Below are 20,970 nucleotides of genomic sequence, written 5' to 3' on the forward strand. Positions count from 1 at the left end.
GGAACGCCCGGAACCCTGGCGCCCCTCCCCCTGCCCTGAATAGAATCATGCACGAAACGGGACCGTTGAATGGACCGGCGGGAGACATGGCGGGAGACATGAGCGAGCGCACGGACAGCACACGGAGCGGGGCGGACCACGACGCGGGGACACAGGGCCCCTCCGCCCGCCTCCAGAGCCTCTTCGAGGGGCACCGCCTCACCCCCACCCAGCGCCGCATCGCGCACTGCATGGTGCGGCGCGCGGCCGAGGTGCCGTTCCTGTCGTCCGTGGAGCTGGCCGAGCTCGCGGGCGTCAGCCAGCCCTCCGTGACCCGGTTCGCGGTGGCGCTCGGCTTCGACGGCTACCCGGCGCTGCGCAAGCACCTGCGCGATACGGCGCCCACCGAACCGGCCACCGCCACCAAGGCCAACGAGTACCAGCAGGCGGTGGAAGCCGAGATCGCCAACCTCCGGCACCTCGCCGAGCTGCTCGCCGACCCCGAGCCGGTCGAGCGGGCGGGCCGGATCCTCGCCGCCTCACCGACGCTGCTCGTCCTCGGGCTGCGCGCGGCCGCGTCCCAGGCGTTCGGCTTCGCGTACTTCGCCGCGAAGGTCCACCCCGACGTACGCCTCCTCGACGAGGGCGGCACCATGCTCGCCGACCGCATCGACGCGGCCGTCCGCGCGGGCGCCACGACCCTGCTGTGCTTCGCGCTTCCCCGCCACCCGCGCGAGGTCGTCGACACCCTCGCGTACGCGAAGGAGGCGGGCCTGACCGTCGTCACGGTCGCCGACTCCGTCTTCGCCCCCGTCGCCCGCCACTCCGATCTGCTGCTGCCCGCCGCGGTCGGCACGGGCCTCGCCTTCGACACGGCGTGCTCGCCGATGCTTCTCGGCCGGGTGCTGCTGGAGGCGATGTGCGACGGGCTTCCGCAGGCACAGGCACGTCTTGAGGAGTTCGACGTACGGGCGGCGGAGCGCGGCCTCTTCGTCGAGTAACACCCTTATAGGGGGAGAGAGTTGCGCGGGGACCGCCGCACCCCCGTGAACGGGGGGCGGGACGACGGCGGTCCCCGCGAAGGGTGTTGCACCGGTCAGGCCGTGTGCACACCCAGGGCGTCCGTGGAGGTCCGGGAGCCGCTCCGGAGTTTCCTTTGACGCCGCTCGGTGCCGGGTGGGGCGGGGAGCCGCTCCCGCCCCTTTCCGACATCCACCAATGTGCCGGACCCGTGTTAAGCCGGTGCTGCGCGCACGTGACGCGCTCGTACCGATTGCGCGAACCGCGGCTTCCGGACTACTTGGTGCCCGACTTCGCCAGGAACGCCAGCAGGTCCTGACGGCTCACCACACCCGTCGGCTTGCCCTCCACCAGCACGATCGCAGCGTCGGCCGCACCGAGCACACTCATCAGGTCCGCCACCGGCTCGCCGGAGCCGACCTGCGGCAGCGGCGCCGACATGTGCTTCTCCAACGGGTCGTGCAGGGAGGCCCGTTGGGCGAACAGCGCGTCGAGCAGCTCGCGCTCGACAACGGACCCGATCACCTCGGCCGCCATCACGTCCGGGTGACCGGCTCCCGGCTTCACGATCGGCATCTGCGAGACGCCGTACTCGCGCAGCACCTCGATGGCCTGACCGACCGTCTCCTCCGGGTGCATATGGACCAGGGAGGGCAGCGCGCCGCCCTCCTTGTCCTTCAGTACGTCGCCGACGCGCGCGCTGGGCCCGGAGTCCTCGAGGAATCCGTAGTCCGCCATCCAGTCGTCGTTAAAGAGCTTGCTGAGGTACCCGCGCCCGCTGTCCGGCAGCAGCACGACCACGATGTCGTCGGGACCGAGCCCCTCCGCGACCCGCAGCGCCGCCACCACGGCCATTCCGCAGGAGCCGCCCACGAGCAGCGCCTCCTCCTTGGCGAGCCGCCGTGTCATCTGGAACGAGTCCTTGTCGGACACCGCGACGATCTCGTCGGCGACCTCCCGGTCGTAGGCCGTCGGCCAGAAGTCCTCACCGACGCCCTCGACGAGATACGGGCGCCCGGAGCCACCGGAGTACACCGAGCCCTCGGGGTCGGCGCCGACGACCCTGACCCGCCCCTCGCTCACGTCCTTCAGATAGCGGCCGGTCCCTGAGATGGTGCCGCCGGTGCCGACGCCCGCGACGAAATGGGTGATCCGCCCGTCCGTCTGCTCCCACAGCTCCGGGCCCGTGCTCTCGTAGTGCGAGCGCGGGTTGTCGGGGTTGGAGTACTGGTCCGGCTTCCAGGCACCGGGCGTCTCACGGACGAGACGGTCCGAGACGTTGTAGTACGAGTCCGGGTGCTCGGGATCCACCGCCGTCGGGCAGACCACCACCTCGGCGCCGTACGCCCGCAGCACATTGATCTTGTCCGTGGAGACCTTGTCCGGGCAGACGAAGATGCACTTGTAGCCCTTCTGCTGGGCCACCATGGCGAGGCCGACACCGGTATTGCCGCTGGTCGGCTCGACGATGGTGCCGCCGGGCTCCAGCGCCCCACTCCGCTCGGCCGCCTCGATCATGCGCAGCGCGATGCGGTCCTTCACGCTGCCGCCGGGGTTGAAGTACTCGACCTTGGCCAGGACGGTCGCCCGCAGCCCTTCGGTCACCTTGTTGAGCCTCACCAGCGGGGTGTTGCCGACGAGGTCGATCATCGATTCGTGGATGCGCACCGTGGTCTCCGGGTTCTCCTCCGTAATGGTGCCGCCAGGGTAAGGCGCACACGCTGGACCATGTCGCTTCATCCGGCGTTGCGATTGGCCGACAGGGATAACGGGGCAAGGAGTCCTTGTAGCCATAAGAGAGTCGCAGAGGCAGGTGGCCGCGGAACATGTCGAGCAGGGCGAGGGTGGCACGGCGGATCGCAGCGGGCGCGGCGTACGGCGGCGGCGGGATCGGGCTGCTGGGCGCGGCCACGGTCGGAGTGGTGCTCGCCGAAGTACAGATCGCGCGACGTCAGGTCGGCAACCACGGTCCGGAGCCGGTGCACGTGCCGGCGGCGGACGGGGTGTACGGGCGGCGGATGTACGGCCCTCATGACGGCGAACCGTTGCGCTTCCTGATGCTGGGCGACTCGACGGCCGCCGGGCAGGGCGTGCACCGGGCGGGGCAGACGCCGGGCGCGCTGCTGGCCTCCGGGCTCGCGGCGGTGGCGGAGCGGACGGTGGAGCTGCGCAATGTGGCGCTGCCGGGCGCGCGCTCCGACGACCTGGACCGGCAGGTGCCGCTCGGCCTCGCCGACCCCGGCTGGCAGCCCGACGTCTGCGTGATCATGATCGGCGCGAACGACGTCACGCACCGCATGCCGGCGACGAAGTCCGTACGCCATCTGTCCGCGGCCGTCCGCCGGCTGCGCACGGCCGGCGCCGAGGTGGTGGTCGGCACCTGCCCCGACCTGGGGTCGGTGGAGCGGGTCCAGCAGCCGCTGCGCTGGCTGGCCCGCCGCACCTCGCGGCAGCTCGCGGCGGCGCAGACCATCGGCACGGTGGAGCAGGGCGGCCGCACGGTGTCGCTGGGCGATCTGCTGGGCCCCGAGTTCGCGGCGAACCCCCGCGAGCTCTTCGGCCCCGACAACTACCACCCCTCCGTGGAGGGGTACGCGACCGCGGCGATGGCGATGCTCCCCACGCTCTGCGCCTCCCTGGGCCTGTGGCCTGAGGAGGAGCGTCCGGACACCTCCCGCGCCGAGGGCTTCCTCCCGGTCGCCCGCGCGGCGGCGCAGGCGGCGCAGGAGGGCGGGACGGAGGTCGCGGCCGCGATGCCGACCGGTCCCCGGGGGCCGTGGGCGTTGCTGAAGCGGCGCCGCAGGAGGCGGGTCACGACGGAGGACCCGGTCCCGGCCGACACGTGACACCCCACCCGGCGTGCGCTCACGGGGCTCCGCCCCGGACCCCGCTGGCTCTCGTCCAAAGGGCGGGGCTTGATAGATCAAGCCCCGCCGGCGATTGAGGCGCGGGGTCCGGGGCGGAGCCCCGAGACCGTGCGCCGGGTAGCCGCAAACAAAAATCCGGTCACCCGCGAAGCCCTGAGCAAGCGCTTAGTAAAATGCGGCGCGGGTCACACACCTCACCCGGTGACCCGGGCGGTACGTGCGGGTAACTTCCCAGACGGTCCGCCTGAAAAGCGATACGAACCCTCTGGAGCCGCGTGATGCCCGAAGCAGTGATCGTCTCAGCCGCCCGTTCCCCCATCGGCCGCGCCTTCAAGGGGTCGCTCAAGGACCTCCGCCCCGACGACCTGACCGCCACGATCATCCAGGCCGCCCTCGCCAAGGTCCCCGAGCTCGACCCGCGCGAGATCGACGACCTGATGCTCGGCTGCGGCCTCCCCGGCGGCGAGCAGGGCAACAACCTCGGCCGCATCGTCTCCGTACAGATGGGCATGGACCACCTCCCGGGCTGCACCGTCACCCGGTACTGCTCCAGCTCGCTCCAGACGACCCGCATGGCACTGCACGCCATCAAGGCGGGCGAGGGCGACGTCTTCATCTCGGCCGGCGTCGAGATGGTGTCCCGCTTCGCGAAGGGGAACTCGGACTCCCTCCCCGACACCCACAACCCGTTCTTCGCCGAGGCCGAGGCCCGCACCGCCGAGGTCGCCACGCAGGAGAACACCAGCTGGCACGACCCGCGCGAGGACGGCCTGGTCCCGGACGCGTACATCGCGATGGGTCAGACCGCCGAGAACCTGGCCCGCATCAAGGGCATCACCCGCGCCGAGATGGACGCCTTCGGCGTGCGCTCGCAGAACCGCGCCGAGGAAGCCATCAAGAACGGCTTCTGGGGGCGCGAGATCACCCCGGTGACCACCCCCGACGGCACGGTCGTCAGCAAGGACGACGGCCCGCGCGCCGGTGTCACGCTCGACGGCGTCTCGGGCCTCAAGCCCGTCTTCCGCCCCGACGGCCTCGTCACGGCCGCCAACTGCTGCCCGCTGAACGACGGCGCCGCCGCCCTCGTGGTCATGTCGGACACCAAGGCGCGCGAGCTGGGCCTGACCCCGCTCGCCCGCGTCGTCTCCACCGGCGTCTCGGGCCTCTCCCCCGAGATCATGGGCCTCGGCCCGGTCGAGGCCAGCAAGCAGGCCCTGAAGCGGGCCGGCCTGACCATCGACGACATCGACCTGGCCGAGATCAACGAGGCGTTCGCCGCGCAGGTCATCCCGTCCGCCCGTGAGCTGGGCATCGCCGAGGACAAGCTGAACGTGAACGGTGGCGCGATCGCCGTCGGCCACCCCTTCGGCATGACCGGCGCCCGGATCACCGGCACGCTGATCAACTCGCTCCAGTTCCACGACAAGCAGTTCGGTCTGGAGACCATGTGTGTGGGTGGTGGACAGGGCATGGCGATGGTCATCGAGCGCCTGAGCTGACCCGGTCCGGACCGCGGCGGTCTATCCGTTCGTGATCCAATCTCCCCCAGGATGTGACGTGCGTCTCGGGGGAGATTCATTTTCGCAGGTCAACCCCGTTCCCACCCCATACCGGTGCTAAACACCCGCCAAAAGACCTGTCCGTTTCGTGACGTAATGCACTGACAGCTGGTTCGTCCAGGCTTCAAGCTGATGTAGGAAGTCGGGGGTCGACTTGAAACCGGGAGTACGTCAGTGAGCGCCATGCCTGCCGCCATAAGTGTCCTCGTGCTCGCCACGGCCGCTGCCACGGCCGTCGGTGTCGCCACCCTGCAGCACGTCAGGGGTCTGCGCCGACAGGTCTCGGAGCTGCGCGACGAGCTGAGCAGGGATCGCGCCGTACAGGCGCTTCCCGGCGTCCCCGCCGCCCGCAGCACGCCGGACGCCGAGGCGATACGCAACGCCGTCGCCGACGCCCTCGCCGAGGAGCGGGAGCGCGAGCTGGCGGAGGCCCGGGCGTTCTGGGCCGCCCAGGAGGCGCGGGACAGCTCGGAGCTGCCGCCGTTCCTGGCGGGCGGCGCGCTCGGCGACGACATGTTCCTGCCGCGTCAGGCGGACCTCGTGGGCCTGGAGCCCTTCGGGGAGCACGCGCTCGAGCCGGAGGACGAGTTCGCCGGTACGGCCGCCCTCGACGAGGTCGTCGAGGAGTCGCCCGAGCTGGCCGCGGCCCGCCGCAGGCACCCCTCGCACCCCGATTTCGTTCCGGTCCAGTCGCCGGTCGTGGGCGACCACGAGCGGACGGTGCAGTGCCTCGAGGAGCTGGCGCAGACCCGGACCGCCCTCGCCGATGTCCGCCCCGGTCCGCTCGGCACGCTCGACGTGTACGTGTTCACCGACGGCACGACGCTCTGCATGACCCCGGGTCACCGGGAGACGGCGGAGCAGTTGGCGTCCGCCCTGCGTGCGGGCCAGACGCCGGTGCTGCTCGGCGGCTCGGGTGTCTCCGGTGCGTACGCGTTGACCTTCGAGTGCGGCGACGGCAGCGTCTACATCCTGGCGGACCGGGTCATAGCTTCGGCCTGAACCGTGGTTGCACCCTCGGGGCTCCGCCCCGGACCCCGCGCCTCAAACGCCGGCGGGGCTGGATGTGCGGCGGTCTGGGCATTTCAAGCCCCTGCGGCGATTGAGCAGCGGGGTCCGGGGCGGAGCCCCGGCCGTTAGACCCCGGCTCGCTTCATGGATTGCTCGACCAGGTCCACCGCCTCCGCCAGCTCCCCCGCCTCCCGGAGGGAAACCGCCAAGTCGCGGCCCGCGACCGTCACTTGGTCGGCCGCGGCGAACATCCCCGCGTCGGGCATCTCCCGCACCACCACACCGGGCTCGTCCAACTTCTGGGACCGCCCCGAAAGCTCCCTGGCCAGCGCCAGCGCCTCCGCGGCGGCACCCCGCTGCAATCTGCTCTGCGGCGCGGCCCTGAGCCGATCGGCGAACTGATCCACTGCTGCGGTCAAAGGCGTCGTATCAAGCACGCGCCGACTGTAGCTGTTTACAAGGCCCCAACGCTCAGGCACGGTGGCGTGAAGGACCGGCCACATCGAAGCGTTCCGGAGGCGCCGATGTCCCAAGTCTTCTCCGAGGAGACCCACCGCAATCTGCTGGCTCGCATCCCCCACTGCACCGGTCGTGAACTCGGCGACTGGATGCGCACCGTCGAAGAAGGCCCCTGCTTCCTTCGTTTCGAAGAGAAGGTCAGTTGGCTGCGTGGCGAGCACGATCTCGCGTACGGCCACGCGAAAGCGATCATCCACGAGTACGACCTGAGGCGCGCCGCACGGCGATTCCGTTAGCGCCCACTCCCCTTCACAACCCTCTCCTCACGGCAAGAGGCCCGCGCACCGAAAAGGTGCGCGGGCCTCTGACCGTCGGGCGGCTGTACGCCCAGTCGTTTACGCCTAGTCGTTCCCCTGCAGGATCGCGATGAGCCGCAGGAACTCCATGTAGATCCACACCAGCGTCATGGTGAGACCGAACGCGGCGAGCCACGCCTCTTCCTTCGGGGCGCCGTACGCGATGCCGTCCTCGACCTGCTTGAAGTCCAGGGCGAGGAAGCAGGCACCGAGCAGGATGCCGAGGATGCCGAACACGATGCCGAGGCCCCCGCTGCGGAAGCCGAGGCCGTCGCCGCCGCCGAAGACGGCGAACAGCAGGTTGACACCCATCAGCAGCACGAAGCCGAGGGCCGCCGCCATCACGAAGCCGTAGAAGCGACGGTTGACGCGGATCCAGCCCGCCTTGTACGCGACGAGGACCGCCGTGAAGACGGCCATCGTGCCGAGCACGGCCTGCATGGCCGCGCCGGGGGCGATGTACGTGTCGACGATGCTCGAGAGCACGCCGAGGAAGACGCCCTCAAGGGCGGCGTACGCCAGGATCAGCGGCGGGGACGCCTTGCGCTTGAAGGCCTGGACGAAGCCCAGGACCATCGCGACGAGACCCGCGCCGATCGCGATGCCGTACGACTTGCCCATGTTGGCCTCGTCGACCGGCAGCAGCGCCCAGGAGAGCGCAGCTGTCACGATCAGCAGACCGAGCGTGGTGGCGGTGCGCGTGACGACGTCGTCGATCGTCATGCGGCCGGTGGTGGGCGCCTGCGGAGCCCCGTACTGGACGTCCTGCTGCGCGTAGGGGTTCTGCGCGTACGGGTTGCCGGCGGGGGCCTGGGCGTAGGGGCCGCCCTGGGCCGTGCCGACAGCGGGGCCCCCGGCCTGCGGCTGCTGCGCGTTCGCGTTGAACTGCGCGTAGCCGTTGTCGCGGCTGAACCCCCGTCGCGAGAAGACCGGGTTGCTGCTCCTCATTTCACTCCTCCATGGCCACCCTGTATGGCCTTGCCATCAAGAGTAATGGTCTGGCAAAGATACGACCCTAGTGCTCAGGGAGGATCTTTCCCATCCTGTTACGAGGAACGTCCCGTGCACCCTCTGTGTTCCGCCTTCCGGCCCCTCATACGGGGAATCCGGTGTACGCCTCGGCCAGGTCCGTCTCGGCCGCCTTCGACGTGGTCACGCGGTCCAGCTGGGCCAGCTGGATCTTGTCGTCGAAGGCGGTGGCGTCGGGGGCGCGGTGCAGCATCGTCGTCATCGCGTACGAGAAGCGTTCGGCCTGCCAGACGCGGCGCAGGCAGGTCTCGGAGTACGTGTCGAGCGCTTCGGTGTCGCCCTTCTCCACGTACGCGGTGAGGGCGCGGGCGAAGGTGATGACGTCGCCGACGGCGAGGTTGAGGCCCTTGGCGCCGGTCGGCGGGACGATGTGCGCCGCGTCACCGGCGAGGAAGAGGCGGCCGTGCCGCATCGGCTCATGGACGTACGACCGCATGGGTGTGACGGACTTCGACGTGATGGGGCCGCGGGCGAGGCGCCAGGCCGGGTCGTCGACCTCCAGGCGGCGGTCGAGCTCGGCCCAGATCTCGTCGTCGGACCAGGACTCCGGGTCGGTGTCGACCGGAACCTGCAAGTACGCGCGCGTGACGTGCGGGGAGCGCATCGACATCAGGGCGAAGCCGCGGTCGGAGCGGTTGTAGATCAGCTCGTCGTGGGAGGGAGCCACATCGGCGAGGATGCCGAGCCAGGCGTACGGGTAGGTGCGCTCGTACGTCCGCGAGAGCTCCTCCGGGACGGCCTTGCGCGCCACGCCCCAGAAGCCGTCACAGCCCACTACGTAGTCGCAGTCGAGGGTCTGCTCCTTGCCCTCGTGGCGGAAGCGGACGCGAGGGCTCCCGGTGTCCGCGCCCTCGACCGCCAGCGCCTCCGCCTCGAACAACAGGGGCCCTCCGTCGGCCAGTTGGGTCGCGATGAGGTCCTTGCAGACCTCGGTCTGCGCGTACACCATGACCTGCTTGCCGCCGGTCAGTGCGGGGAAGTCGACGCGGTGCCGGCGCCGGTCGAAGCGCAGCTCTACACCGTCGTGCGGCAGGCCCTCGCGGTCCATGCGCGCGCCGACACCGGCCTCGCGCAGCACGTCCACGGTGCCCTGCTCCAGGATTCCGGCGCGCTGACGCTGTTCTACGTAGGCGCGGTCGCGGCTCTCCAGGACGACCGATTCGATGCCGGCGTTGTGCAGGAGCCTGGCCAGGAGCAGCCCGGCCGGGCCCGCTCCGATGATGCCGACGGTGGTGCGCATACGGGATCCCTCTCGCGTCATTGCGTTCGTTCGCCTGTGGTGCCGTGTTCGTGTTCACCTGGCATCGCGTTCGCCTGGTGAACTTTCGTTCATGAGTGATGTGCGGATCCTCGCCCCGAGCGGGGCGGGTGTCAATGGTCGCGAGGGCCCCCGGGCCGGTCGGGCCGCACGGGAGCCGGGTGAAGGCGCGCCAACACCCCTGAGGGCAAAGGAGGTTGGGGTCCGCGACGCGGGCGGAGGGGAAGGTTCGGAGGTGCCCGGAACCGGACTTGAACCGGTACGCCCGTTAAGGGCAGCGAGGTTTAAGCTCGCCGTGTCTGCATTCCACCATCCGGGCAGGCTGTGGGGCTCCGCGTCGACGTTCCGAGCCTATCCGGCGGCGTCCCCCGATCAGCGGAAGTACGTCCCCACGTTGTCTTATTTTATTGACGTCTGAGGGTGCATCAGCACACGCCGGGGCCCATCAACACCTGCCGGGAGCGCTGTCGCCGCCAGGGACGGGTTCCCACGGATTGACGGAATTTCACCGGCCCGCTCCGCGCAGCACGGCTCGGCGCCTCTCAGGGGCCGGGGTCATCCCCAGGTATGACTCGGGCTTCCCCGATCCCTCCGAAGTCGCCCTCCGGAACGAGAGCTGCGGCTGACCTTCCGGGCCGGATCGGCCGCGACGATGGAAGCGTCCCCGTACAGCACCCCAGACCGACAGGAGCACCCTTCCGTGACCACCACCCCGCTCGCGGGCCGGCCCACCACCACGGCCGCGGCCCGCGCCACGGATCTGTCGAAGATCTACGGACAGGGCGAGACCAAGGTGGTCGCGCTCGACCAGGTCTCCGTCGAGTTCCGGCAGGCCGAGTTCACCGCGATCATGGGCCCGTCCGGTTCCGGCAAGTCGACGCTGATGCACTGCGTCGCGGGCCTCGACACGTTCTCCTCCGGGTCCGTCCGGATAGGCGACACCGAGCTGGGGTCGCTGAAGGACAAGCAGCTCACCAAGCTCCGCCGGGACAAGATCGGCTTCATCTTCCAGGCGTTCAACCTGCTGCCGACGCTGACCGGCCTGGAGAACATCACGCTCCCCATGGACATCGCGGGCCGCAAGCCCGACAAGCAGTGGCTGGAGAACGTAATCCAGATGGTGGGCCTCTCCGGGCGCCTCGGGCACCGGCCCTCGCAGCTCTCGGGCGGGCAGCAGCAGCGTGTCGCGGTGGCGCGTGCGCTCGCCTCCAAGCCCGAGATCATCTTCGGTGACGAGCCCACGGGGAACCTTGACTCGCGGTCCGGGGCGGAGGTTCTGGGCTTCCTGCGCAATTCCGTGCGGGAGCTGGGGCAGACCGTGGTCATGGTCACGCATGACCCCGTCGCGGCGGCGTATGCGGACCGTGTGGTGTTCCTGGCGGACGGGCGGATTGTGGATGAGGTGTACGGGCCCACGGCTGACTCCGTCCTCGACCGGATGAAGCAGTTCGACGCCAAGGGGCGTACGAGCTGAGCACTCCGCCGCTCACGGGGCTCCGCCCCGGACCCCGCGCCTCAATCGCCGGCGGGGCTTGATGTGCCTCACCTCCGCGCCTCGAACGCCGCAGGGGCTTGATGTGCCCGGCCTCCGCTGACCAATCGGCGCAGGGGCTTGATGTGCCCGCCCTCACCCAGGACTGAGTAGACCCATGTTCCGAACAGCCCTGCGCAACGTATTCGCGCACAAGGCCAGGCTCCTGATGACCGTGCTCGCCGTCATGCTCGGCGTCGCCTTCGTCAGTGGCACCCTCGTCTTCACCAACACCATCTCCGGCGCCATGGAGAAGTCCTCGGCCAAGGGCTTCGACCACGTCGACGTGGCCCTCACGCCCGGCTACATCGACGGCGGGGACGACAAGGTCGGCGAGGAGGCCAAGCTGACCGAGTCGTCCCTGGAGAAGGCGCGGAGCGTGCCGGGCGCGGCCTCCGCGTACGGCGTGCTCTGCGGGTACGCCGCCATCGCCGACCAGAACGGCAAGGCCGTCGGCAACGGTTTCTCCACCAAGGGCGGCAACTACTCGGGCACTTCGGAGAACCCGGACTCCCGCTACCCCCTCAAGGACGGCACCGCCCCGCACGGCAAGAACCAGGTCGCCCTCGACGCGGACACCGCCAAGCGGGCCGGCTACAAGGTCGGCGACCAGGTGCGCATGTCCATCGACGGGCCTGTCCTGACCCCGACCGTCACCGGAATCTTCACCACCGACGACGGCAACGTCGCGGCCGGCGGCTCCCTCGCCCTCTTCGACACGGCGAGCGCGCAGCAGCTCTTCCACAAGCCGGGCGCGTACGACGAGATCGACGTGCGGGCCGCCGCCGGCACGAGCCAGGACCAGCTGCGGGCCGGGCTCGACACCGCGTTCGCCAAGAGCACCGTCGAGATGAAGACGGGTCAGCAGCTCGCCGACGAGCAGGCCAAGATGATCTCCGAGTCGATGAGCTCCATGCAGAAGCTGCTCCTCGGCTTCGCGGGCGTCGCGCTCTTCGTCGGCATCTTCATCATCGCGAACACCTTCACCATGCTGGTCGCCCAGCGCACCAAGGAACTGGCCCTGATGCGCGCCGTCGGCGCCACGCGCCGCCAGGTCACCCGCTCGGTGCTGCTCGAAGCGTTCGTCGTGGGCGCCGTCGCCGCCGTCGCCGGTCTGGCCGCCGGCATCGGGATCGGCGCGGGCATGCGGTCCCTGATCGGCTCGACAGGCGCGGTCATCCCGGACGGACCGCTCGTCGTCTCCGGCAGCACGATCGTCTCCGCGCTGGTCGTCGGCGTCCTCATCACGATGCTGGCCGCCTGGCTGCCGGGCCGCCGCGCCGCGAAGATCCCGCCGGTCGCCGCGATGAACGCGGTGCACGCCGCCCCGACGGCCAAGTCCCTGATCCTGCGCAACACGCTCGGCTCGCTCGTCTCGGCCGCCGGCATCGCCGCCGTGCTCGCGGCGACCACGATGAAGGGCGACGCCGGTCAGGCACCGATGGCCCTCGGCGCCGCGCTCCTCGTCATCGGCGTCTTCATCCTGACGCCGCTGCTGTCCCGCCCGCTGATCGCCCTCGCGGCCCCGGTCCTGCGCGCCTTCGGCATCTCCGGCAAGCTGGCCCGCCTCAACTCGGTGCGTAATCCGCGCCGCACCGCCGCCACCGCGTCGGCGCTGATGATCGGCCTGACCCTGATCACCGGCCTCACGGTGATCGCGGGCAGCGTGCAGTCGGCGATCAACAAGATGGCGGCCGACTCGATCAAGGCCGACTACGTCGTCTCCATGGCGAACGGGAGCGGGCTCTCCTCCGACGTCCGCAAGACCCTCGACGAGACCTCGGGCGTCACCGCCGTCAGCGGTATGTCCAACGCGCCTTCGGTGATCGGCCGCGACTTCGAGAACCTGTCCGGCGTCAACGGCAGGACGATCGACCGGCTCGCCGATCTCCCCATGAAGAGCGGTGACTTCAAGGTCGGCGGCACGAACGTCGTCGTCGACGACAAGACCGCGAAGGCCCACGACTGGACGGCCGGCTCGCACTTCACCGTCACCTACGAGGACGACAAGAAGCAGCAGCTGACCGTGGCGGGTGTCTATGAGTCCAACGACATGATGAGCGGCATCATGATCGACTCCCCCACCCTCGATCCGCACACCAAGAACGTCACCGACATGCAGGTCATGGTGAAGATGTCGGGCGGCGCCTCCGACGCCACCAAGGACAAGCTCACCAAGGCCCTCGGCGAGAACCCCGCGGTCAAGATCCAGGACCGCCAGGACATCTCCAACGAGGTCGCCCAGATGTTCACGCTGATGCTGAACATGCTCTACGGCCTGCTCGCCATGGCGGTCATCGTCGCCGTGCTCGGCGTCATCAACACCCTGGCGATGTCGGTCTTCGAGCGCCAGCAGGAGATCGGCATGCTCCGCGCGATCGGCATCGACCGCAAGGGCATCAAGCGGATGGTCCGCCTGGAGTCCCTGGTGATCTCCCTGTTCGGCGGCGTGCTCGGCATCGGCCTCGGCGTGTTCTTCGGCTGGGCGGCAGGTCAGCTCATCGGCAACAGCATGTCGACGTACGAACTGATCCTGCCCTGGGGCCGGATGGGGATCTTCCTCGCGCTCGCCGCGGCCGTCGGCATCCTGGCGGCCCTGTGGCCGGCCCGCCGCGCGGCCCGGCTGAACATGCTCGCGGCGATCAAGTCCGAGTAGCCGTAAGGGAGTGACGAACTTGGGGCGCATCCGCCGCTGTGGATGCGCCCCAAGTCACGTACAGGACCGGCTAACTGACGACGTTCCAGGTGCGCGCCCGCAGCGGCATCCCGGACGCCCCGCTCTCCGGTGTGCGCACCGCGAGGATCTGGTTGACCCCGATGCGGTTGCGCTCGAAGCTGAGCGCGGACGCGGCCATGTAGAGCCGCCAGACCCGGGCCCGGCCGGGACTGACCAGCTTCAGGGCCTCGGACCAGCGGGCCTCCAGATTCCTGACCCACTGGCGCAGCGTGAGCGCGTAGTGCTCGCGGATCGCCTCGACGTCCCGCACCTCGAATCCGGCCCGCTCCAGCTGCCCCGTGGTGGAGCCGACCGGCGCGAGCTCCCCGTCGGGGAAGACGTACGCGTCGATGAACTCGTCGACCTCGTACGCCGACTCGTCCCGCTGCGGCCGCCGCGCGATCTGGTGGTTGAGCAGCCGCCCGCCGGGCTTGAGGAGGGCGTGCAGATCGGACGCGTACTCCAAGTACTGCTCGGCGCCCACGTGCTCGGCCATACCGATGGACGAGATCGCGTCGTACGGACCGTCGCGCACGTCGCGGTAGTCCTGGACGCGGATCTCGATGCGGTCGGTCAGACCCTCGTCGGCGACCCGCTTCCTGGCGTACGCGGCCTGCTCCTGGGAGAGCGTCACACCGACGACGCCCACGCCGTGCTCACGCGCGGCGTGGATCGCCATGGAGCCCCAGCCGCAGCCCACGTCGAGCAGCCGCATACCGGGCTTCAGGTCCAGCTTGCGGGAGATCAGCTCCAGCTTGTCGCGCTGGGCCGATTCGAGACCGGCCTCGGGCGACTCCCAATAGGCGCACGAGTAGACCATCGACGGGCCGAGGACCAGCTCGTAGAAGTCGTTGCCCACGTCGTAGTGGTGGCTGATGGCCTGCTTGTCGCTGCCCTTGGTGTGCAGGTGGAGACGGCCACCCCTGCGCATCTCCTCGGGCGGCGGGGCAGGCGGCAGCGGGGTGCCGGCGAGCTTCACCAGCTCCTTGGCCGCGGCGCGCACCTTGGGGTCCTTGAGGGCCTTCGCGAGGCTTCTGGACTCCTCCTCGGCCGCGTCGGGGTCCCGCTCCCAGATGAGCCCTGCCATCCGGTCGAGGGCCGCGTACAGGTCCCCCTCCACATCCAGGTCGCCGGCCACCCAGGCCCTGGCGAGACCCAGCTCACCCGGTTTCCAGAGCAGCCGGCGCAGCGCGCGACGGCTGCGGACGATGAGCACGGGGGCGTCCGGAGGACCGGCCTCCGAGCCGTCCCAAGCGCGCAGGCGCACCGGGAGTTCGACGCCGAACAACTGCTCGGCGACATTCTTCAGCCGCTGTGCGGCGTTCTGCATGGCGGACACCTCCGTGACGAGACGATTCTCGGAAATCCCGGAACGGTTCAACACCACGTAAACACCGACAGGCTCCCTGCGCAGTCCCGTTTCCCGGTCACGGAACGGCAAAATACCTGTAGCCACCATGTAAATCGGTGCGGCAACGCCGAAGGGGCCGCCCGCACCACGGATGGCGAGCGGCCCCTTCGGGGTGAATCAACTGCAGGTCAGGAGGCCTTGGCCTTCTCCTCGACCTTCTTCGCCGCGCTGTCGTCGGCCTTCGGCGTCTCCGCCGCGGGCTTCGGCGCCGGCTTGGCGGCCTCGTAGAACTCCTCGCGCGGAGTCTCCAGGGCGCCGAGCGCGGTGATGTCGCGCTTCTGGAACATGTTGATCGTCCACTCGGCGATCACACGGATCTTGCGGTTGTACGTCGGCATCGCCATGCCGTGGTAGCCACGGTGCATGTACCAGGCGAGACGGCCCTTGAGCTTGATCTTCATCTTGCCCATGACGATCATCGCGACGCCCTTGTGGAGGCCGAGGCCCGCCACCGCACCCTTGTTGGCGTGCTTGTAGTCGCCCTGCGGGAAGCCCCGCATGCCCGAGACCACGTTGTCGCCGAGGACCTTGGCCTGGCGCATCGCGTGCTGGGCGTTCGGCGGGCACCAGGCGTTCGGGTTGCCGTTCGCACGGCCGACGAGGTCCGGAACCTGGGCGTTGTCGCCCGCGGCCCAGATGTAGTCGCTGCCGGCGACCTGGAGGCTGGCCTGCGTGTCCACGTGACCACGCGGGCCGAGCGGCAGACCGAAGCGGGCCAGGGCCGGGTTCGGCTTGACGCCGGCGGTCCACACGATGGTGTTGGAGTCGACCTCGAGGCCGTTGCTCAGGACGACGTGACCGTCGACGCAGGACGGCATCGTCGTCGAGAGGTAGACCTCGATCCCGCGGGACTCCAGGTGCTTGCGGCCGTAGACACCGAGCTCCGGGCCGACCTCGGGCAGCACCTTGTCGGCGGCGTCGACGAGCACGAAGCGCATGTCCTCGCGCTTCACGTTCTTGTAGAACTTGGCCGCGTCGCGCGCCAGGTCCTCGACCTCACCGATGGTCTCGGCGCCCGCGAAGCCACCGCCGACGAAGACGAAGGTGAGCGCCTTGCGGCGGATCTCCTCGTCCGTGGTCGACTCGGCCTTGTCGAGCTGCTCGAGGACGTGGTTGCGCAGGCCGACGGCCTCCTCGACGCCCTTCATACCGATACCGGCCTCGGCGAGGCCCGGCGTCGGGAAGGTGCGGGAGACCGCGCCGAGCGCGATCACCAGGTAGTCGAAGGGAACCTCGTACGCCTCGCCGACGATCGGCGCGACGGAGGCGACCTTGCGGTCCTGGTCGATGGAGGTGACGCGGCCGGTGAGAATCTCGGCACCCGGCACAGCGCGTCGCATGGGGACGACGACGTTGCGCGGCGAGATGCTGCCGGCGGCGGTCTCGGGGAGGAAGGGCTGGTACGTCATGTACGAGCGCGGGTCCACGACCGTGACGGTCGCTTCGCCGTAGCGCATCTTCTTGAGGATGCGACGCGCCGCGTACAGGCCTACGTACCCACCTCCGACAATGAGGATCCTGGGACGCTCCGTGGTGCTCATGCCATCGAGTATCCACCCGACTGGAGGGGGTCGCTCGTGCGCCCCTTCACAAGCTTGTAGGTCCCCTCTGCTACACTGCGCCGCCCACGTGACCCATGTCATGACACTCCGGGGGAACCACCGCATCGCCCCAGACGTTGCTCACCCCTCTTGAGCAGCCATAGTGAGCATTTGGCGGTACTGGACCACTTCGGTCCGCAACCGGCTCGCAACACTGCGGCAACCCCACGCGCGCCCCGCGAGCGGGCCCCTGCGAGCCCCCGAACGGGTCTGAGTTCGCGTAACAGCCTCCAAGTGGGCCGATTTCCTTGTGAAGAAGTTCACGAACTTTCCCGACAGGGTGTCGTGGCGGGGTGCGGGAAGCGCCCCGCGGGGCGCTCAGACGCTGCGCGGGGCGCTCAGGAGAGACCTTTTCCGGGCCTTTTCGGGGCCCGTTTCCGAGCCCGCTTCAAGCGATGGACCAGGCGATCCCGTCGAGGATGTCGTGCTCGCTCACGACCACCTCGCGCGCGCCGGTCCACTCCATGATCAGACGCAGCACGAGCGCGCCGGAGGCGATGACGTCGACCCGGCCGGGGTGGATGACCGGCTTCAGCGCGCGCTGGTCGTGCGTGGACGTCAGCAGCCAGTCGGTGAGCTCGGCGACCTTGTCGAAGGAGATCCGGGAGTGGTGGATCGCCGCCGAGTCGTACTCGCTCAGGCCGAGGGCGAGCGCGGCCACCGTGGTGACCGAGCCCGCGAGGCCCACCAGCGTGCGCGCCGAGGTCAGCGGCACCGTCTGGTTGACCAGGTCGAGGGCCTCGCCGATGTCCTGGCGGATCGCCTCGATCTGCGCCGCGGTGGGCGGGTCGGTGACCGTGCCGTCCTCGGCGACGAGGTGGCGCTCCGTCATCCGCACACAGCCGACGTCGACGGACTTGGCCGCGCGGACGGTGTCGTCGCCGACGACGAACTCGGTGGACCCGCCGCCGATGTCGACGACCAGGTACGGCTTGTCCAGGTCGGCCCGGCCGGTGAGTTCCTTCGTCGCACCCGTGAAGGAGAACGTCGCCTCCTGGTCACCGGTGATGACCTCGGGCTCGACGCCCAGGATGTCGAGGACGCCGCTCACGAAGTCCTCGCGGTTCTCGGCGTCGCGGGAGGCGGATGTCGCCACGAAGCGGAGCTGCTCGGCGCCGTGGTCCTTGATGACCTCGGCGTACTCGCGGCACGCCGCGAAGGTCCGCTCCAGGGCCTCCGGGGCGAGGCGGCCCGTCTTGTCGACGCCCTGGCCGAGCCGGACGATCGTCATCCGACGGTCCAGGTCGACGAGTTCACCGGTCTCCGGGTTCGCGTCCGCGACGAGCAGCCGGATGCTGTTGGTGCCGCAATCGATGGCAGCGACCCTGGTCATGACGGTGATCTCCTGTGGTCGTGGTGATGATGATGGCGATACGGGGGAATCGCCCCCGCCGCCCCTTCCCGTCCCGTCCCTGGGGCTGCGCCCCAGACCCCCCTCCTCAATCGCCGGAGGGGCTCCAATGGAGCCCCTCCGGCGATTGAGGAGGCCCGCCCGGCAGGGCCTGCTTCTCAAGCCCCGCCGGCGATTGAGGCGGCCCGTCCGGCGGGACTTTCGGGAAGGGGCGGGGTGGGGGAAGAGGAGGTCAGTCGGTGGACTCGGACGTGACGCAGGCGCCCTTGCGCCACCACTCCGGCAGCATCGCGATCGCCTCGTCGCCCAGCGGATTCACACCGGGCCCCGCGGCCAGCGAGTGGCCGACCAGCACGTGCAGGCACTTCACCCGGTCCGGCATGCCGCCCGCGCTCGGGAAGCCCTCCAGGACCTCGATGGCGTCACGGCGCGCGATGTAGTCCTCGTGGGCCGCACGGTACTGACGGGCCAGCTCCGGGTCCGTCCCCAGGCGCTCCGTCATCTCCTTCATCACCCCGTTGGCCTCGAGCGTCCCGATCGCCGACGCCGCACGCGGGCACGTGAGGTAGTACGTCGTCGGGAACGGGGTGCCGTCCTCCAGACGCGGGGCCGTCTCGACCACGTCCGGATTGCCGCAGGGGCAGCGGTGCGCGATGGCGCGCAGGCCGCGCGGCGGGCGCCCCAGCTGCTCCTTGAACGCCTGGATGTCGGCGTCCGTGGGCGCGGTGGGCTCGGTCTGCGGCGGGGGCGTTTCCATCGCTGGGGTGTTCCTTCAGTGATTGTCAGTTGTCGGCGGTGAACGTCAATTGTCCGCCTGGTCGGCCTTGTCGACGCCGTCCCAGACGTTGGAGTACCAGGGGCGGTCCTCCGCGCCCTGCTCGGCGCGCTCGGCGGCGGTGCGCTCGCTCGGCACCACGTAGCCGGTCTCGCCCGGCATCACCATGTGCAGGCGCTCCCGGATCCGCTGCTCGGCGAACGCGTCGTCCTGCCAGCGGGCCTTCTGGTCGCGCAGCTTGTCGACGCGCTCCTTGGCCTCCTGCTGCTGGAGCCGCAGGTCCTCGATCTCGCCGCGCTGCGACACGTACTGCCTTATCGGGTACGCGAGCGCGACCACGAGGGTGCACAGGACGAGGGCGAGGAGCGCCGCGCGGCCCGTGAGCCGGGAGCGGCGGGCCTGCCGCTTGCTCTGCGAGCGGTAGACGCGCTCGGCGGTCTGCTCGCCCAGTACACGCAGGCGGGTGGCCGTCGAGAAGCGATCTCTGGAGTCCCTGTTTCGGACCTTTCCGGGCATCGCCTGCTCCCGCCTCCCCGCTCACGTACGTACGTCCCCGCACACGGTACGGGACCGAGTGCGGGGACGTACGGAACTGCCTACTGCCTCACGGCGAGCGTCAGCCCTTGAAGCGCGGGAAGGCGCTGCGGCCGGCGTACACCGCGGCGTCGTCGAGGATCTCCTCGATGCGCAGCAGCTGGTTGTACTTGGCGACGCGCTCGGAGCGGGCCGGGGCGCCGGTCTTGATCTGGCCGCAGTTCGTGGCGACGGCGAGGTCCGCGATCGTCACGTCCTCGGTCTCGCCCGAGCGGTGCGACATCATGCACTTGAAGCCGTTGCGCTGCGCGAGCTCGACGGCGTCCAGGGTCTCGGTCAGCGAACCGATCTGGTTCACCTTCACGAGCAGGGCGTTCGCCGAGTTCTCCTCGATGCCGCGGGCCAGGCGCTCCGGGTTGGTGACGAAGAGGTCGTCGCCGACGAGCTGGACCTTGTCGCCCAGCTTCTCGGTGATGACGTTCCAGCCGGCCCAGTCGTCCTCGTACAGCGGGTCCTCGATGGAGACGAGCGGGTACGCGGAGACGAGCTCCTCGTAGTACTCCGTCATCTCGGCGGCGGAGCGCTCCTTGCCCTCGAACTGGTACTTGCCGTCCTTGTAGAACTCGGAGGCGGCGACGTCGAGCGCGAGGGCGATCTGCTGGCCGGGAACGTAGCCGGCCTCCTTGATGGCCTCGAGGATCAGGTCGAGGGCCTCACGGTTCGAGCCCAGGTTCGGGGCGAAGCCGCCCTCGTCGCCCAGGCCGGTGGCCAGGCCCTTGCTCTTCAGGACCTTCTTCAGCGTGTGGTAGACCTCGGCGCCCCAGCGCAGGGCCTCGGAGAAGGACTCCGCGCCGATCGGGGCGATCATGAACTCCTGGATGTCGACGTTGGAGTCCGCGTGGGACCCACCGTTCAGGATGTTCATCATCGGGACCGGCAGCAGGTGCGCGTTCGGGCCACCGAGGTAGCGGAACAGCGGCAGGTCGGAGGCCTCGGAGGCGGCGTGCGCGACGGCGAGGGAGACGCCGAGGATGGCGTTGGCGCCGAGCGAGCCCTTGTTGTCGGTGGCGTCCAGGTCGAACATCGCCTGGTCGATCAGGCGCTGCTCGGTGGCGTCGTAACCGACGAGCTCCGGGCCGATCTGCTCGATGACGGCGAGGACGGCCTTCTCGACGCCCTTGCCCTGGTAACGGTTGGGGTCACCGTCGCGGAGTTCGATGGCCTCGAAGGCACCGGTGGAGGCACCGGACGGAACGGCAGCACGACCCGTGCTGCCGTCGTCGAGGCCGACCTCGACCTCGACCGTGGGGTTGCCTCGGGAGTCCAGGATTTCCCGGGCTACGACGACGTCGATGGACGGCACGAGCATCTCCTTCTTGGATGTGACGAAGCTTCGCGGGCACCGTCGGACAACGGGTCCCGCCCCCCTGAGCGTAACCGGCCCGGGGGCATCGGCCATCCGAACGCCCGTCTCTTGGACAACGCCGACAGCGAAATGTTCCTTAACGGAACA

The 20,970-nt window shown here is 69.7% G+C and carries 17 protein-coding genes and 1 tRNA gene; 7 read left to right on the top strand and 11 right to left on the bottom strand.

What is annotated here, in order from left to right:
- The first annotated feature begins 98 nt into the window (after positions 1-98).
- The gene (locus ACIRHA_RS33220) at positions 99-980 is read left to right on the top strand and encodes a MurR/RpiR family transcriptional regulator (RefSeq protein ID WP_403853575.1); all 882 of its coding nucleotides are present in this window, start codon (positions 99-101) and stop codon (positions 978-980) included.
- 295 nt (positions 981-1,275) lie between these two features.
- Here the strand turns inward: ACIRHA_RS33220 and ACIRHA_RS33225 are convergent, their stop codons facing one another.
- A complete protein-coding gene (locus tag ACIRHA_RS33225; protein ID WP_403853577.1) occupies positions 1,276-2,667 on the bottom strand; it encodes a cystathionine beta-synthase in 1,392 nt (463 codons plus the stop codon).
- A 158-nt stretch (positions 2,668-2,825) separates the two neighbouring features.
- On the opposite strand from ACIRHA_RS33225, the gene ACIRHA_RS33230 reads away from it, so the two are divergent.
- The 3 genes from ACIRHA_RS33230 to ACIRHA_RS33240 all read left to right on the top strand — a co-directional run bounded on the left by ACIRHA_RS33230 (position 2,826) and on the right by ACIRHA_RS33240 (position 6,427).
- Positions 2,826-3,845 (top strand): SGNH/GDSL hydrolase family protein, encoded by a 1,020-nt coding sequence (locus ACIRHA_RS33230; RefSeq protein WP_403853579.1) that lies wholly within the window; start codon positions 2,826-2,828, stop codon positions 3,843-3,845.
- Positions 3,846-4,144: 299 nt separating this feature from the next.
- The gene (locus ACIRHA_RS33235) at positions 4,145-5,365 is read left to right on the top strand and encodes an acetyl-CoA C-acetyltransferase (RefSeq protein WP_403853581.1); all 1,221 of its coding nucleotides are present in this window, start codon (positions 4,145-4,147) and stop codon (positions 5,363-5,365) included.
- 243 nt (positions 5,366-5,608) lie between these two features.
- A complete protein-coding gene (locus ACIRHA_RS33240) occupies positions 5,609-6,427 on the top strand; it encodes a hypothetical protein (RefSeq protein ID WP_403853954.1) in 819 nt (272 codons plus the stop codon).
- Positions 6,428-6,561: 134 nt separating this feature from the next.
- Here the strand turns inward: ACIRHA_RS33240 and ACIRHA_RS33245 are convergent, their stop codons facing one another.
- The gene (locus ACIRHA_RS33245; protein WP_403853583.1) at positions 6,562-6,873 is read right to left on the bottom strand and encodes a hypothetical protein; all 312 of its coding nucleotides are present in this window, start codon (positions 6,871-6,873) and stop codon (positions 6,562-6,564) included.
- An 87-nt stretch (positions 6,874-6,960) separates the two neighbouring features.
- Here ACIRHA_RS33245 and ACIRHA_RS33250 point away from each other — a divergent pair, with 87 nt between their 5' ends.
- On the top strand, positions 6,961-7,191 hold the full coding sequence (locus tag ACIRHA_RS33250; protein ID WP_326019949.1) for a DUF4287 domain-containing protein: 231 nt from the start codon (positions 6,961-6,963) through the stop codon (positions 7,189-7,191).
- A 105-nt stretch (positions 7,192-7,296) separates the two neighbouring features.
- Here ACIRHA_RS33250 and ACIRHA_RS33255 read toward each other — a convergent pair whose 3' ends face one another.
- The 3 genes from ACIRHA_RS33255 to ACIRHA_RS33265 form a co-directional block, all read right to left on the bottom strand.
- Positions 7,297-8,199: a Bax inhibitor-1/YccA family protein gene (locus ACIRHA_RS33255; protein ID WP_403853585.1), complete on the bottom strand. Its 903-nt coding sequence runs from the start codon at positions 8,197-8,199 to the stop codon at positions 7,297-7,299.
- A gap of 145 nt (positions 8,200-8,344) precedes the next feature.
- Complete coding sequence (locus ACIRHA_RS33260) at positions 8,345-9,520, bottom strand: 4-hydroxybenzoate 3-monooxygenase (RefSeq protein WP_403853587.1); 1,176 nt, start codon at positions 9,518-9,520, stop codon at positions 8,345-8,347.
- A gap of 254 nt (positions 9,521-9,774) precedes the next feature.
- Positions 9,775-9,857, bottom strand: a tRNA-Leu gene (locus ACIRHA_RS33265).
- A 381-nt stretch (positions 9,858-10,238) separates the two neighbouring features.
- On the opposite strand from ACIRHA_RS33265, the gene ACIRHA_RS33270 reads away from it, so the two are divergent.
- Positions 10,239-11,012 (top strand): ABC transporter ATP-binding protein, encoded by a 774-nt coding sequence (locus ACIRHA_RS33270; protein WP_403853589.1) that lies wholly within the window; start codon positions 10,239-10,241, stop codon positions 11,010-11,012.
- Between the two features lie 175 nt (positions 11,013-11,187).
- Positions 11,188-13,725 carry an ABC transporter permease gene (locus ACIRHA_RS33275; RefSeq protein ID WP_403853591.1) on the top strand — a complete coding sequence of 846 codons (2,538 nt, stop codon included), beginning with the start codon at positions 11,188-11,190 and terminating at the stop codon, positions 13,723-13,725.
- A 70-nt stretch (positions 13,726-13,795) separates the two neighbouring features.
- Here the strand turns inward: ACIRHA_RS33275 and ACIRHA_RS33280 are convergent, their stop codons facing one another.
- From ACIRHA_RS33280 to eno, 6 genes are all read right to left on the bottom strand, one after another.
- Positions 13,796-15,115, bottom strand: coding sequence for a class I SAM-dependent methyltransferase (locus ACIRHA_RS33280; RefSeq protein ID WP_403853593.1), 1,320 nt, complete (start codon positions 15,113-15,115; stop codon positions 13,796-13,798).
- A gap of 209 nt (positions 15,116-15,324) precedes the next feature.
- Complete coding sequence (locus tag ACIRHA_RS33285; protein ID WP_403853595.1) at positions 15,325-16,737, bottom strand: NAD(P)/FAD-dependent oxidoreductase; 1,413 nt, start codon at positions 16,735-16,737, stop codon at positions 15,325-15,327.
- Positions 16,738-17,185: 448 nt separating this feature from the next.
- On the bottom strand, positions 17,186-18,130 hold the full coding sequence (locus tag ACIRHA_RS33290) for an exopolyphosphatase (protein ID WP_403853597.1): 945 nt from the start codon (positions 18,128-18,130) through the stop codon (positions 17,186-17,188).
- 250 nt (positions 18,131-18,380) lie between these two features.
- Positions 18,381-18,905 (bottom strand): DUF501 domain-containing protein, encoded by a 525-nt coding sequence (locus tag ACIRHA_RS33295; RefSeq protein ID WP_403853599.1) that lies wholly within the window; start codon positions 18,903-18,905, stop codon positions 18,381-18,383.
- 45 nt (positions 18,906-18,950) lie between these two features.
- Positions 18,951-19,439 carry a septum formation initiator family protein gene (locus tag ACIRHA_RS33300; RefSeq protein WP_403853601.1) on the bottom strand — a complete coding sequence of 163 codons (489 nt, stop codon included), beginning with the start codon at positions 19,437-19,439 and terminating at the stop codon, positions 18,951-18,953.
- A 100-nt stretch (positions 19,440-19,539) separates the two neighbouring features.
- Positions 19,540-20,820: a phosphopyruvate hydratase gene (gene eno / locus ACIRHA_RS33305; protein WP_399237548.1), complete on the bottom strand. Its 1,281-nt coding sequence runs from the start codon at positions 20,818-20,820 to the stop codon at positions 19,540-19,542.
- Positions 20,821-20,970: the final 150 nt, after the last annotated feature.

The sequence above is a fragment of the Streptomyces sp. NPDC102360 genome (assembly GCF_044766085.1).
GTDB lineage: Bacteria > Actinomycetota > Actinomycetes > Streptomycetales > Streptomycetaceae > Streptomyces.